This window comes from Streptomyces sp. NPDC030799 (genome assembly GCF_055572255.1).
This window is the reverse complement of record NZ_JBVIDS010000019.1, coordinates 86,024-99,060: the sequence shown is the minus strand read 5'-3', so window position 1 is coordinate 99,060 and position 13,037 is coordinate 86,024. Positions and strand designations below refer to the sequence as shown.

Below are 13,037 nucleotides of genomic sequence, written 5' to 3'. Positions count from 1 at the left end.
GCGGTGCTAGGCGCTGGGCGCCGGCTCGTCCGGTACGTCGCCCAGCGCCCGCAGCGCCTCCTCGGCCACCGGAACCTGCAGCGGTGAGAAGTACGGGTTGAACCGCAGCGCCTGCTGCAGGTGCCGGCGCGCGGAAGCCTGCTCGTCCAGCTCCAGCTCGATCAGACCCCGGTGGAAGGCGTACAGCGCGCTGCGCACCCCGCCGCCCTTCGTCGTGTCCGTCGCGGTGGTGGCGTAGGTCAGCGCCTCCTCGTCGTCGCCGGCCCGGTGCAGCGCCCAGCCGAGCGCGTCGGCCACCTCGATCCCCGGCTGGCGCTCCCACTCCGCCTGCAACCGCTCCACGGCCTCCTCCGGATCCCCGTGGTCCGCCTCGAACTGCCCGATCAGCAGCTCCTCGTCGACCCCGGCCGCCATCCGGCGCCGTACCAGCTCCTTCACCCGGTCGTACTGCTCCCGGGCCTGCGCCGCCATACCGTGCGCCTCGTACAGCTCGCCCAGCTCACAGGCGTCCTGCGGACTCGGATGCCCGGCGAGCGCCGCCCGGTACGCCGCGTACGCCTCCGTGGTGCGGCCCAGCGCCGCCAGCACCCGGCCCCGCCCGGTCAGCGCCGCCCCCTGGTCGGCATCGAGGCGCGCGGCCGCCTCGAAGTGCCGCAGCGCGTCCTGCAGGTCCCCGCGCTCCCAGGCCAGCTGCCCGAGCCCGGTCAGATAGGCGGCCTGCTCGGCCGGGGTGCCGGCGGCGGACGCGGCGTCGGTCAGCTGGGCCACCGCGTCCTCGCGCCAGCCCCGGTCCCGGTACACCGCCGACGCCCGCGCCATCACCGCCGGCCGGGCCGCCGCGCCGGTGCGCAGCCCCAGCAGCTTGTCCAGCGTCGCGCGGGCGTTCTTGTAGTCGCCGAGCCCGGTGTAGGCGTCGATCAGCGGCGGATACGCCGTCCACCGCTTCGGCGCCGCCTTCAGCGCCTGCTCGCCGTACCGTTTCGCCGCCGGGAAGTCCCGGCGCGCCAGGGCCAGCGCCGTCAGCCCGTCCAGCGCCTCGGTGTTCTGCGCCGCCCGCACCCGCAGGGACGTCTGCAGCGCCTGCTCGGCCCGCGGGTAGTCCGCCGGGTCGGCCGTCCGGCGGGCCCGCGCCACATACGCGGCCCCCAGCACGGCCCACGCCCGTGCGTCCTTGGGCTGCGCCCGCACCCGCTGCTCCTGCTGCCCGATGAGCGCCCCCAGCTGCGGCAGCGCGGCCGGCAGGCCCCACGTCACCGCCTTCAGTGCCTGCGCCGCCTGCGCCTGCGCCTGGGCCGGCGGTCCGGCGGCGGGCGGCCGGCCCGCCCCGTGCGGCTGCTCCTCGGTGAGCAGCGTCAGCACGGCGCCCGCGGCGACCCCGCCCGCCAGCGCGGTGGCCAGCACCCGGCGCGGCCAGCGCCGGGAGCGGCGCGGCGGCGGCTCGACCGGCAGGGACGTACCCGGTACGCACACTCGGTTGTCCATGGCGCTCACTGTGCGTCAATACGACGATCACATCCGAGTGGACCAACCGGAGGGCGTCCGGGGTTCACACCGATGGCCGTGAGTGCGACCCTTTGATCATGAGCCGTATCGAAGCGCCCCGCTCCGAAGACGCTGCGGACACCGGCAACGCTGCGGGCAGCAGCGACCTCACCGACCGGCTCCTGGCCGGCCTGCCCGTCGAGGCCGTCCTGACCGACCCCGACGTCACCGCCTCCTACGCCAACGACATGGCGAGCTTCTGCCCGGCCGGCGCCCCGGCCGTCGTCGTTCTGCCGCGCACCGTCGAACAGGTCCAGCACGTCATGCGCACCGCCACCGAGCTGCGCGTCCCCGTCGTACCGCAGGGCGCCCGCTCCGGCCTGTCCGGCGCCGCCAACGCCACCGACGGCTGCATCGTGCTGTCCCTCACCCGGATGGACCGCATCCTGGAGATCAGCCCCGTCGACCGGATCGCCGTCGTCGAACCGGGCGTGATCAACGCGACCCTGTCCCGCGCCGTCGAGGAACTCGGCCTGTACTACCCGCCGGACCCCTCCAGCTGGGAGATGTGCACCATCGGCGGCAACATCGGCACGGGCTCGGGCGGCCTGTGCTGCGTCAAGTACGGCGTGACCGCCGAGTACGTCCTCGGTCTGGACGTCGTCCTCGCCGACGGCCGCCTGATGTCCACCGGCCGCCGTACGGCGAAGGGGGTGGCGGGCTACGACCTGACCCGTCTCTTCGTCGGCTCCGAGGGCTCGCTCGGCATCGTCGTCCGCGCCGTCCTCGCCCTGCGGCCCAAGCCGCCGCAGCAGCTGGTGCTGGCCGCCGAGTTCCCCTCGGCGGCCGCCGCCTGCGGTGCCGTCTGCCGGATCATGGAGGGCGGTCACGTGCCCTCCCTCCTCGAACTGATGGACCGTACGACCGTCAAGGCCGTCAACGACCTCGCCCACATGGGCCTCCCCGAGACCACCGAGGCGCTGCTGCTGGCCGCCTTCGACACCCCGCACCCCGCCGCCGACCTGGCCGCCCTCGGTGCGCTGTGCGAGGCCGCGGGAGCGACCCAGGTGGTGCCCGCCGAGGACGCGGCCGAGTCCGAGCTGCTGTTGCAGGCGCGGCGGCTCTCGCTGACCGCGCTGGAGGCGGTCAAGGGCACGACGATGATCGACGACGTGTGCGTGCCCCGCTCGCAGCTCGGCGCGATGCTGGAGGGCGTCGAGCGGATCGCCGCCAAGTACGACCTGACCATCGGCGTCTGCGCGCACGCCGGCGACGGCAACACCCATCCCACCGTCTGCTTCGACGCCCAGGACGCCGACGAGTCCCGGCGGGCCCGCGAGTCCTTCGACGAGATCATGGCCCTCGGCCTGGAGCTGGGCGGCACCATCACCGGCGAACACGGCGTCGGCGTGCTGAAGAAGGAGTGGCTGGCCCGGGAGATCGGCCCGGTCGGGGTCGAGATGCAGCGGGCCGTGAAGCAGGCCTTCGACCCGCTGGGCATCCTCAATCCGGGCAAGGTCTTCTGACCGTGCCTCACTGGGCGAGCAGCTGGTCGAGCGCGTCGTCGATGCCCAGCTGTCCGCCCTCCGTCCCCGGCGGTACCGCCCGCAGCGTCCGCTCCAGCCAGGCCGACACCTGCGGGACGGGCGCCTCCAGCAGCGCCTCCCCGTCCGGCGAGCTGAGCGCCATCAGGACGACCCTGCGTCCGTCGGCCTTCGTCGGCCACACCCGTACGTCGCCCTGCCCGCACGGCCGGAACACCCCCTCCACCAGGAGATCGCGGGCGAACGTCCAGCTGACGGGGGAGTCGGAGTTGATGTGGAAGGCGATGTGGACGGCGTACGGATCCGCGGAGCGGTAGCCCAGCCGGGCTGGCACCGGGATGCTGCGCTCCGGCGACAGGATCAGCCTCAGCTCCAGCTCCCGCTCCACCACGATGTGCCCCATGACCTGCGTTCCTTTCCTCGTCTGCGCTTTTCGGGACCGCTCGGAACGGGCCCGTACCAGGGGAGAGAGGAGTGGGGCCGGGCCATTACGCGGGTAGGGGGAAAATTTTTTCGCGGACCTGTGGGAGTCCGGTGCGGCGTTGCCCGGAAAGGAGTGGGTCCGGCGGGACTGGCGCTGCGGGCTGCCCCGGTCTGATAGATGTGGAGGCCCCCATCCCACCCCCGAGCAGATACGGGACGACGGACATGAGCGCCCCAACCCCGGCCCCAGGTGACGACAGGCCCCGCGAGGGCTACTACCCGGATCCGTCCATCCCCGGATACGTCCGGTACTGGAACGGCGCCTCCTGGGTGCCCGGCACCAGCCGGCCGGCGCCGAAGGACGGCGAACCGCTCGTCCCGCCGCCCGGCGTCCGCGCCGCCCCCGCGGCGGTGGAGGAAACGGGCCCGCACTTCTTCGACGAGGACCCCGAGCCGGCCGCCTCCGGGCAGGAGGGGGCCGGTGGGTGGGCGGCCGACGGCCGGAGCGGGGCCGGTGCCTGGGGCGCCGACGGCCCCGGCACCACGGGCCCTGCCGGGTACGGCGACCAGGGCCCGGCGGGGGAAGCCGCGGGCGGCTACGGCGTGGGCGGCCGGGCGGGGGACGGTGACGGGCGGGCCGCCTGGGGTGCCGACCCGCGGGTGCCCGCGGAGGGTCCGGCCCGGCCGGCCGGCCGCACCGACGGGACGGCCTCGGTCACGCCGGGGGAGGGTGAGGACCAGGACCCCGGCGGCACCTTCATCTTCCGGCGGCCGGTCCCGGGTCCCGCGGCCGTCAAGGACGACGGCACGATGACGTTCCGCCCCGTACCCGGCCAGGGCCGGCGGGGCGCGCAGCCCGGGTCCGGCCCGCAGGCCCCGGGCACGGAAGCCGGCGCGGGCTCCGGCTTCGGACCGCACGGCGCGGCCCAGGGCCCCGGCGCGCCCGGGTCCGGCTCGGCAGCGGCAGCCGCCGGCGGGTCCGGTACCGACGCGGGTGCCGCCGGTGCGTCCGCAGCGCCCGGTGGCTTCGGCCCGCACGTTCCCGCGCAGGGCGCGGGCTTCGGTACCTCCGCCGCGGCCCCCGCCTCCGGTGCCGAGGCCGGGCCTGGTTCCGGCTTCGGCGGGCAGGTCTCGGGCTCGGGCGCGGCACCGGGTGCCGTTCCGGCCGGACCCGGTGCGGCCGGACCCGGTGCGGCCGGGGCTTCGGGCGGCTTCGGCCCTCAGGGTCCCGTCGGCGCGCCCGCCCCGCCGTCCGCCGCGTCCGGCCCGGCCGCAGGCCCCGGCTTCGGGGCCGGCAAGGCCGCCGCCGCGCGCGCTGCCGCCGCGCAGCCCGCGCCCTCCTCCGTGGCGCCGTCGGTGCCGGCGCAGGGCGCTGCCCCGGCCACCCCGCTGACCAGCGGGCCCGGTGGCGGTCAGGCGTCCTGGGCGCAGCAGGTGCACCAGCTGGCCGGTGGCGGTGACGAGCAGCCGGTGGCGCCGTGGAAGCCGCCGGTGGAGGACCCCTTCCAGGCGGCCGCGCGCCGCCAGGCCGCCGCCCGCCCCGCCGGACTGGGCAAGCGGTTCGCCGCCCGCCTGATCGACAGTCTGGTGCTGGGCGCGGTGACGGCCGCCGCTGCCGTGCCGCTCGGCATCCGGGCCGCCGACCACGTCCAGGAGAAGATCGACGCGGCCAAGCTGTCCGGCCGCGAGGTCACCGTCTGGCTGCTCGACGGCACGACCGCCACCAGCCTCGGCATCGTCCTCGCCGTCCTGCTGCTCTCCGGTGTGGTGTACGAGGTGCTGCCGACCGCCAAGTGGGGCCGCACCCTCGGCAAGAAGCTGCTGGGCATCGAGGTGCGGGACATCGAGGCGCACGAGCCCCCGGCCTTCGGACCGGCCCTGCGCCGCTGGCTGGTCTACAGCGTGCCCGGGCTGCTCGGCATCGGGATCGTGGGCGTGCTGTGGTGCCTGTTCGACCGGCCCTGGCACCAGTGCTGGCACGACAAGGCGGCCCACACCTTCGTCGCCGGCTGACCGAACGGCGCCGGCAGCCGCTGCCCGCTCCCCCGTACGGCCGCCCACCGGATGCGGAACCGCCGCTTTCGCGGTCCACTCGGGCCATGAGCAGCGCACCGCCCCCCGGATCCGGAGAGCAGCCACCCGAGGACGACCCGTTCAGGAAGCGGCCCCCGTCGGACCAGGGGCAGGGGCCGGGCTCGCCGTACGACGCCCCGTACGGCGGTGCCCAGCCGCCCCCGCCACCGGGCGGTGGCGGGCAGCCCCCGGGTGGCGGCCAGCCACCCCCGTACGGAAGCGGCGAGCCCCCGCCGCCGTACGGCGACCAGCCGCCGCCTCCGTACGGGGGCAGCCGGCCCCCTCCCTACGGTGCCGGCCCCTACGACCCCCATGGCGCCGGCGCCGGCGGTTACCCCGCCGACCCGCTGGCCGGTATGCCCCCGCTCGCCGACAGCGGCAGGCGGACGCTCGCGCGGATCATCGACATGGTCCTCGTCGGCATCGTCGTCTGGCTGCTCACCTGGGCGTTCGGTGTGCGCGAGTACGAGATCAACGGTGACCAGGTCGAGGTCGGCCGGTCGGTGGCACAGTCGGTCATCGCGGCCGTCCTGTACATCGCCTACGACACCTTCATGACGGCCAAGTACGGCCAGACCCTCGGCAAACAGTGGCTGGGCATGCGGGTGGCGAACCTGGACGACGGCGCCACCCCCTCGGTGCAGACCAACCTGATCCGCGCCCTGGTGCTGTGGCTGCCGTTCGCCTTCTGCTGCGCCTGCATCTGGACGGCGATCTCCGGCGGCTGGAGCTTCTTCGACAAACCGTACAAACAAGGCCTGCACGACAAGGCGGCCAAGACGGTGGTGGTCAGCACCCGTTGAGCGACGTGCCGGGGTGGCCGGAGATGTTATGGGCGGCCATACGAGAGCGGCGGGCCCGTGGGGAACACGGGTCCGCCGCTGTCGTGTGCGCCGCCGTTCACAGGGCTGTGGACACCGGCTGCTCCTGGGGTGCGGGCTCGGCGGATCCGGCCGCCGCCTCGGTCGTGCGGACGGTCGGCAGCGGCACCGTCATCGCCACGAGCAGCCCGAGGGCCAGCGCCGCGAGGGCGATGACGGTGATCCCGAGGCCCGAACCCGTCTGGGACAGCAGCAGCATGGCGAGCGTCGAGAAGACCACGGTGCAGGAACCGTAAACGAGCTGTGCGGCAGTCGGACGAGGCATGGCAATCGTGTCCTAGGAAGACTTCGGGGGCTGAGACGTGCCGTTCGACTCTCTTCGCGTGCATGCCCGAACGGAGCGCCTGGTAAGCGTGACCTAACCCACGGTACGGGGTGCATGGGGGGCGCACGGAGTCATGGGGTGGAGGCATAGGCCGCCAGCAGGTTCGTAAAGCGGACACCGCATCCGCATAGTGCACTTGGCCTGCACAAGTCAAGGACTGTCTTTTCTTCTAAACCTCTAGTCAAATTACGGCACTTGATTACACGCGTTGATCTTGCGCGCACGGATTCCTCCATGACCCGGAACCCCCTGTCCGTGTGCGCGGCGCGGGGGAGGAACTCAAGTGACCAGCAGATCCTGGACGTTCAGAGCTGCCGCGATCGGGGTGACGCTCGCGGCGGCCTCCGCCACGTTCGCCACCTTCGCCGTCGCGGAGGCGGGCACCCAGCCCCGGTCCGCTGCCGCCAACCGGCACGACCCGGCCCCGGTGCAGCAGCGGGCGCACGACCTGGACGGTCCGCTGAGCAAGACCCAGAGGGCCCAGCGCCAGGAGGCGCTGAACCAGCTCGTATCGGGCAAGGCCAAGGCGCAGGAGCGCAACGGCTCCAAGGTCGTGGCGCTCAAGGGCCGCAAGGGCAAGAGCAAGTACGTCGAGCTCAGCCGCGAGAAGACCGACAAGATCTTCACGATCCTGGTGGAGTTCGGGGACAGGACCGACCCCAAGTTCGGCGGCACGCCCGGCCCGCTGCACAACACCATCGCCGCGCCGGACCGCAAGCAGGACAACTCGACGGCCTGGCAGAAGGACTACAACCGCAAGCACTACCAGGACCTCTACTTCGGCACCGGCAAGAAGACCGAGTCGCTGAAGAAGTACTACGAGAAGCAGTCCTCGGGCCGCTACTCGGTCAACGGCGAGGTCTCGGACTGGGTCAAGGTCCCCTACAACGAGGCCCGCTACGGCAACAACGCCTGCGGCCAGACCAACTGCCCGAGTGTGTGGAACGTCGTCAGCGACGGCCTGAACGCCTGGGTGGCCCAGCAGAAGGCGGCCGGCAAGTCCGACGCCGACATCAAGAAGGACCTCGCCCAGTACGACCAGTGGGACCGCTACGACTACGACCACGACGGCAACTTCAACGAGCCCGACGGTTACGTCGACCACTTCCAGATCGTGCACGCCGGTGAGGACGAGTCCGCGGGTGGCGGCGCCCAGGGCAAGGACGCGATCTGGGCCCACCGCTGGTACGCCTTCGGCACCGACAAGGGCGCCACCGGCCCCGAGTACAACAAGCTCGGCGGCGCGCAGGTCGGCACCACCGGTGTCTGGGTCGGCGACTACACCATCCAGCCGGAGAACGGCGGCCTCGGCGTCTTCGCCCACGAGTACGGCCACGACCTCGGCCTGCCGGACGAGTACGACACCGACGGCGGCGACAACTCCACCGGCTTCTGGACCCTGATGTCCTCCGGCTCCTGGCTCGGCACCGGCAAGGAGTCCATCGGCAACCTGCCGGGCGACATGAACGCCTGGGACAAGCTGCAGCTGGGCTGGCTGAACTACGACACCGCCAAGGCCGGCACGCAGTCCACCCACAAGCTGGGCGTCGCCGAGTACAACACCTGGAACAAGCAGGCCCTCGTGGTCAACCTGCCCGACAAGGCGGTCACCACCACGATCACCGAGCCCGCCGAGGGCAAGAACCAGTGGTGGAGCGGCAGCGGCAACGACCTGAACAACACGCTGACCCGGTCCGTGGACCTCACCGGCAAGTCGTCGGCGAAGCTGGACCTGGACGGCTGGTGGGCCACCGAGGACGGCTTCGACTACGTCTACACCGAGGTGTCGACCGACGGCGGCGCCAACTGGACCGCCCTGGACGGCACGGCGGACGGCCAGGCCATTCCGCGTGACGCCGGAGGCAAGCCGGCGCTGACCGGCTTCTCGCAGACGCACAAGAAGCTGTCGTTCCCGCTCGACGCCTACGCGGGCAAGAAGATCGACCTGCGCTTCCGCTACGCCACCGACGGCGGTGTCGCGGAGAACGGCTTCGCGGCCGACCTGATCAGCGTGACCGCCGACGGCACGGCGCTCTTCTCGGACAACGCCGAGACGCAGGACGCCGCTTGGACGTCGAACGGCTTCTCCCGCATCGGCGCGTCCTTCACCAAGGACTACAAGCAGTACTACATCGCCGAGAACCGGCAGTACGTCTCGTACGACAAGACCCTCAAGGTCGGCCCGTACAACTTCGGTTCGGCCAAGCGCCCCGGCTGGGTGGAGCACTACCCGTACCAGAACGGCCTGTTGATCTGGAAGTGGGACACCTCGCAGGCGGACAACAACACCAACGCCAAGGACCACCCGGGCACCGGTCTGATCCTGCCGATCGACTCGCACCCGACGGCGATGAAGTGGGCCGACGGCACGCTGATGCGCAACCGCATGCAGGCCTACGACTCCCCGTTCAGCCTGTACGGCACCGACGGCATCACGCTGCACAAGGCGGACGTCGCGACGGTGATCAAGGCGTCGAAGGGTGTTCCGGTCTTCAACGACCACACCAGCACGTACTACGACCCCACGAACCCGACCGGGGGCGTGAAGGTCACTGACACCAACACCAAGATCACGATCGTCAAGGAGGCCAAGGACGGCTCGACGATCTTCCTCAAGGTGGGTCCCGCGGTGAAGTAGTCCGCGTTCTTGCAGGTCAGACAGGTATCGGCGGCAACCCCTTGGCGGGTTGCCGCCGATCGTGTTTAGGTGCGTCCTGTGGACCGCTTATTGACACCGACCGAAACGGGGATGTGACCGCATGGCCGCTGGAGGCTTCTGCAAACTGCCGAACGGCACGGTCGTGGTGGCACTGAACCTGCCCTACGGCACTGCCGGGGTGCGGGTCCTGGTGCACGCCCAGAACCGGGCCAGGGCCCTGACCAGGCTCCGCAACCTGGGCCTGCGCGCGATCTATCTCCGGGGGAACGCCGCGCCTCCGACCCCGGACGAGATCACGGCAGTCCTGCACCACCCGGACGGCCTGATATGGCGCACGGCACCGGCGGACAACGGTGTCATGGTGAACGAGCTGTGGCATCCGATCCGGGCGCTCCTGCGCCGGTCGGCGGTGGTGCAGTGACCGTTCGGCGCGTGGTGCGACCGCGGGTCCGTGGTGGTTGCCCGCGCGGTTCCCCGCGCCCTTCGGGGCGCTGCCCTAACCGCTCACCGGCTTGCCGGTGAGTTCCACCCCTGCCTCCCGCAGCTCCTCCAGTGCCCTCTCCGTCGTCTCCGGGGCCACCCCCGCCGTCAGGTCCAGCAGGACCTGGGTGCGGAAGCCCTCGCGGGCCGCGTCCAGGGCGGTGGCCCGCACGCAGTGGTCCGTGGCTATGCCGACCACGTCGACCTCGTCGATGTGGCGGGCGCGGAGCCAGTCGGCGAGCGGGACGCCGTTCTCGTCGGTGCCCTCGAAGCCGCTGTAGGCCGCCGAGTAGGCGCCCTTGTCGAAGACCGCGTCGACCGCGCCCGAGGCGACGGCGGGAGCGAAGTTCGGGTGGAAGCCGACGCCCTCCGTGCCCGCGACACAGTGCGCGGGCCAGGACTGGACGAAGTCGGGGTTGTCGGCGAAGTGGCCGCCGGGCGCGATGTGGTGGTCGCGGGTGGCCACCACGTGCCGGTAGCCGGTGCCGGCCGCCTGGCCGATCAGTTCCGTGATGGCGGCGGCCACGTCCGCACCCCCGGCCACCGCGAGGCTGCCCCCCTCGCAGAAGTCGTTCTGCACATCTACGACGATCAATGCGCGGCGCATGGTGGGTGTCCTTCGACTGAGAGTGAAGTAACTGAGCCTAGAGACTTCGGGGCCCGTGCGGGAGAGGGCATCGAGCGGGGCGGACGACGGTCCCGCTTTAGCTACCCGAGCGTCCCTGGACGTACTCCGTCGGAATGACGGGTTCCCCTCGGGACAGCTGGGTTGCGGAGAGCGGGAGATTCGCCCGGGCGGCGATGTGACGGTCCCGGGGCACGTCCAGGGGTTCGCGGGCGATCACGTCCCCGCCCTTGATCAGCTGTGTCAGCAGCTGACGGTCGGCGAGGTCCGCCGGCACCGGACCGGTGCCCACGACCTCGGCCTCCGCCACCCCGTCCTCGTCCAGCCGGCGCGCCGCCCACTTGCGGCCCCCGACGGACGTCTTGCCGCCGCTGGACTTCTTCGCGACCGGCACCAGCGGCGCCTTCGGGTCGCTCGACTCGGCGCGGGCGACCAGTTTGTACACCATGGAGGAGGTCGGGTGCCCGGAGCCGGTGACCAGCTGGGTGCCGACGCCGTAGGCGTCCACGGGGGCGGCGGCCAGCGAGGCGATGGCGTACTCGTCCAGGTCCGAGGTCACGATGATCTTCGTGTCCGTCGCGCCCAGCTCGTCCAGCTGCTGCCGCACCCGGTGCGCCACGAGCAGCAGGTCGCCGGAGTCGATGCGGACCGCGCCCAGCTCGGGCCCGGCCACCTCCACCGCCGTACGCACGGCCTCGGCGACGTCGTAGGTGTCCACGAGCAGGGTGGTGCCCCGGCCAAGGGTGTCGACCTGGGCCTGGAAGGCGTCCCGCTCCCGGTCGTGGAGAAGGGTGAAGGCGTGGGCGGAGGTGCCGACGGTCGGGATGCCGTAGCGGAAGCCGGCCGCCAGGTCGGAGGTGGTCGCGAAGCCGCCGACGTAGGCCGCCCGGGCCGCGGCGACGGCCGCCAGCTCGTGGGTACGGCGCGCGCCCATCTCGATCAGCGGGCGCTCCCCGGCGGCGGAGGCCATGCGGGAGGCGGCGGCGGCTATCGCGGAGTCGTGGTTGAGGATGGAGAGGATGACCGTCTCCAGCAGCACGCACTCGGCGAAGGTGCCCTCGACGCGCATGACCGGCGAGCCGGGGAAGTAGACCTCGCCCTCGGGGTAGCCCCAGATGTCCCCGCTGAAGCGGTAGTCGGCCAGCCACTTCAGGGTGTCCTCGTCCACGATCTTCCGTTCGCCCAGGAAGCCGAGGACGCCCGCGTCGAAGCGGAAGTTCTCCACCGCGTCCAGGACGCGTCCCGTGCCCGCCACCACGCCGTAGCGGCGCCCGTCCGGCAGCCGCCGGGTGAAGACCTCGAAGACGCTCCGCCGTTCGGCCGTACCGGCCCTCAGGGCGGCCCGCAGCATCGTCAGCTCGTACTGGTCAGTGAAGAGCGCCGTCGACGGAACATCCACCGGCAGCCCAAGGTCCGCTGTGTTCATGACCATGGATCGTACTCCTATTTCGTCAGTGTGACGATTTCTGGAGCCCGTGGCAGCATGGGCACTGTGACGTCACCCGCGCCCGTAGAGATCGAACGCACCGAGTCGGCGGAGGAGGTCTTCGCCGTACCCGAGACCGACGTCCCCTGGGTCACCATCGTGCACAACGACCCGGTCAACCTCATGAGCTATGTGACCTACGTCTTCCAGACGTACTTCGGGTACACCAAGGACAAGGCGACCAAGCTCATGCTCGACGTCCACCACAAGGGCCGGGCGGTCGTCTCCAGCGGGAGCCGCGAGGAGATGGAGCGCGACGTGCAGGCGATGCACGGTTACGGTCTGTGGGCCACCCTGCAGCAGGACCGGAAGTAGCGAATCCACTTACATGCCCGGACATTTCGAACCGCTTCCCGGCGGCGGCGCGGCCGTCGCGCTCGACGACGTCGAGATCTCCATCATCCGGTCGCTGGCCGTCCAGCTCCTGGAGCTCATCGGCCCCGGCCCCGGCGCGGACGCCCCGAAGGACCCGCTCGCCGAGCTGTTCGCCGAAGGGCCGAGCGAGCCGCCCGCCGATCCGGTGCTCAGGAGGCTCTTCCCCGACGCGTACAGCGACCCCGAGGAGGCCCCCGGCTCGCCCGCCGAGGCCGAGGAGCGCCGGTCCCACTCCGCCGAGTTCCGCCGCTACACCGAGAACGACCTTCGCGCGGGCAAGCGCGAGAACGCACTCGCGGTGATCCGCGCCCTGGACGCGCTCGCCCCGGTGGACGAGGGCGGTGCGGTGCTGAAGCTGACGCCGGAGGAGTCCCGGCAGTGGCTCGGCGCCCTCAACGACCTGCGGCTCGCGATCGGCGCCCGGCTGGAGATCACCGACGAGGACGACACCGATCTGCTGTACGGACTCCCGGACGAGGACCCGCGCAAGCCGATGGTGATGGCCTATCTGTGGCTCGGCGGGCTCCAGGAGACCCTGGTCGCCACGCTTATGCCGTAATCCGGGCGATTCCCCCGGAGTGTGTTCGCTCAGCGGACGCTCAAATCCGGATAACGATCCTGTCACCCTTGCGGCCGGTTTTGCAGCGTTCGGTGTAATTTTGTCCGCTTTTACCTGTGTGGTGC

General features: G+C 71.9%; 12 protein-coding genes. 7 read left to right on the top strand and 5 right to left on the bottom strand.

The window, feature by feature from the left end:
* Nucleotides 1–6 precede the first annotated feature (6 nt).
* The gene (locus tag ACZ41I_RS37650) at nt 7–1,482 is read right to left on the bottom strand and encodes a tetratricopeptide repeat protein (RefSeq protein ID WP_468516271.1); all 1,476 of its coding nucleotides are present in this window, start codon (nt 1,480–1,482) and stop codon (nt 7–9) included.
* Between the two features lie 92 nt (nt 1,483–1,574).
* Here ACZ41I_RS37650 and ACZ41I_RS37645 point away from each other — a divergent pair, with 92 nt between their 5' ends.
* Entirely contained in the window at nt 1,575–3,008 is a 1,434-nt protein-coding gene (locus tag ACZ41I_RS37645) for an FAD-binding oxidoreductase (protein WP_399768575.1), read from the top strand.
* 7 nt (nt 3,009–3,015) lie between these two features.
* Here ACZ41I_RS37645 and ACZ41I_RS37640 read toward each other — a convergent pair whose 3' ends face one another.
* The gene (locus ACZ41I_RS37640) at nt 3,016–3,429 is read right to left on the bottom strand and encodes an SsgA family sporulation/cell division regulator (RefSeq protein ID WP_399768577.1); all 414 of its coding nucleotides are present in this window, start codon (nt 3,427–3,429) and stop codon (nt 3,016–3,018) included.
* A gap of 245 nt (nt 3,430–3,674) precedes the next feature.
* Here ACZ41I_RS37640 and ACZ41I_RS37635 point away from each other — a divergent pair, with 245 nt between their 5' ends.
* Nucleotides 3,675–5,462, top strand: a complete 1,788-nt coding sequence (locus ACZ41I_RS37635; protein WP_468516270.1) for an RDD family protein — start codon at nt 3,675–3,677, stop codon at nt 5,460–5,462.
* Between the two features lie 86 nt (nt 5,463–5,548).
* On the top strand, nt 5,549–6,325 hold the full coding sequence (locus ACZ41I_RS37630) for an RDD family protein (protein ID WP_468516269.1): 777 nt from the start codon (nt 5,549–5,551) through the stop codon (nt 6,323–6,325).
* 97 nt (nt 6,326–6,422) lie between these two features.
* On the opposite strand, the gene ACZ41I_RS37625 is transcribed toward ACZ41I_RS37630, so the two are convergent.
* The gene (locus tag ACZ41I_RS37625) at nt 6,423–6,668 is read right to left on the bottom strand and encodes a hypothetical protein (RefSeq protein WP_363213911.1); all 246 of its coding nucleotides are present in this window, start codon (nt 6,666–6,668) and stop codon (nt 6,423–6,425) included.
* Between the two features lie 343 nt (nt 6,669–7,011).
* Here ACZ41I_RS37625 and ACZ41I_RS37620 point away from each other — a divergent pair, with 343 nt between their 5' ends.
* Together ACZ41I_RS37620 and ACZ41I_RS37615 are read left to right on the top strand one after the other, a co-directional pair.
* Nucleotides 7,012–9,366 (top strand): immune inhibitor A domain-containing protein, encoded by a 2,355-nt coding sequence (locus ACZ41I_RS37620; protein WP_399768583.1) that lies wholly within the window; start codon nt 7,012–7,014, stop codon nt 9,364–9,366.
* Between the two features lie 121 nt (nt 9,367–9,487).
* Nucleotides 9,488–9,808 carry a hypothetical protein gene (locus ACZ41I_RS37615; protein WP_363213913.1) on the top strand — a complete coding sequence of 107 codons (321 nt, stop codon included), beginning with the start codon at nt 9,488–9,490 and terminating at the stop codon, nt 9,806–9,808.
* A 75-nt stretch (nt 9,809–9,883) separates the two neighbouring features.
* Here the strand turns inward: ACZ41I_RS37615 and ACZ41I_RS37610 are convergent, their stop codons facing one another.
* Together ACZ41I_RS37610 and ACZ41I_RS37605 are read right to left on the bottom strand one after the other, a co-directional pair.
* Nucleotides 9,884–10,474 (bottom strand): nicotinamidase, encoded by a 591-nt coding sequence (locus ACZ41I_RS37610; RefSeq protein WP_363213914.1) that lies wholly within the window; start codon nt 10,472–10,474, stop codon nt 9,884–9,886.
* A gap of 97 nt (nt 10,475–10,571) precedes the next feature.
* Complete coding sequence (locus ACZ41I_RS37605) at nt 10,572–11,918, bottom strand: nicotinate phosphoribosyltransferase (protein WP_399768586.1); 1,347 nt, start codon at nt 11,916–11,918, stop codon at nt 10,572–10,574.
* Nucleotides 11,919–11,975: 57 nt separating this feature from the next.
* Between ACZ41I_RS37605 and clpS the strand changes: the two genes are divergently transcribed.
* Together clpS and ACZ41I_RS37595 are read left to right on the top strand one after the other, a co-directional pair.
* Nucleotides 11,976–12,293: an ATP-dependent Clp protease adapter ClpS gene (gene clpS / locus ACZ41I_RS37600; RefSeq protein ID WP_468516268.1), complete on the top strand. Its 318-nt coding sequence runs from the start codon at nt 11,976–11,978 to the stop codon at nt 12,291–12,293.
* 13 nt (nt 12,294–12,306) lie between these two features.
* A complete protein-coding gene (locus ACZ41I_RS37595; protein WP_399768589.1) occupies nt 12,307–12,912 on the top strand; it encodes a DUF2017 domain-containing protein in 606 nt (201 codons plus the stop codon).
* Nucleotides 12,913–13,037 lie beyond the last annotated feature (125 nt).

What these genes read in the sequence shown, in the direction of transcription:
- ACZ41I_RS37650 (WP_468516271.1), bottom strand. Translation starts at nt 1,482, where the DNA reads ATGGACAACCGAGTGTGCGTACCGGGTACGTCCCTGCCGGTCGAGCCG.
- ACZ41I_RS37640 (WP_399768577.1), bottom strand. Translation starts at nt 3,429, where the DNA reads ATGGGGCACATCGTGGTGGAGCGGGAGCTGGAGCTGAGGCTGATCCTG.
- ACZ41I_RS37635 (WP_468516270.1), top strand. Translation starts at nt 3,675, where the DNA reads ATGAGCGCCCCAACCCCGGCCCCAGGTGACGACAGGCCCCGCGAGGGC.
- ACZ41I_RS37630 (WP_468516269.1), top strand. Translation starts at nt 5,549, where the DNA reads ATGAGCAGCGCACCGCCCCCCGGATCCGGAGAGCAGCCACCCGAGGAC.
- ACZ41I_RS37625 (WP_363213911.1), bottom strand. Translation starts at nt 6,668, where the DNA reads ATGCCTCGTCCGACTGCCGCACAGCTCGTTTACGGTTCCTGCACCGTG.
- ACZ41I_RS37615 (WP_363213913.1), top strand. Translation starts at nt 9,488, where the DNA reads ATGGCCGCTGGAGGCTTCTGCAAACTGCCGAACGGCACGGTCGTGGTG.
- ACZ41I_RS37610 (WP_363213914.1), bottom strand. Translation starts at nt 10,474, where the DNA reads ATGCGCCGCGCATTGATCGTCGTAGATGTGCAGAACGACTTCTGCGAG.
- ACZ41I_RS37605 (WP_399768586.1), bottom strand. Translation starts at nt 11,918, where the DNA reads ATGAACACAGCGGACCTTGGGCTGCCGGTGGATGTTCCGTCGACGGCG.
- clpS (WP_468516268.1), top strand. Translation starts at nt 11,976, where the DNA reads ATGGGCACTGTGACGTCACCCGCGCCCGTAGAGATCGAACGCACCGAG.
- ACZ41I_RS37595 (WP_399768589.1), top strand. Translation starts at nt 12,307, where the DNA reads ATGCCCGGACATTTCGAACCGCTTCCCGGCGGCGGCGCGGCCGTCGCG.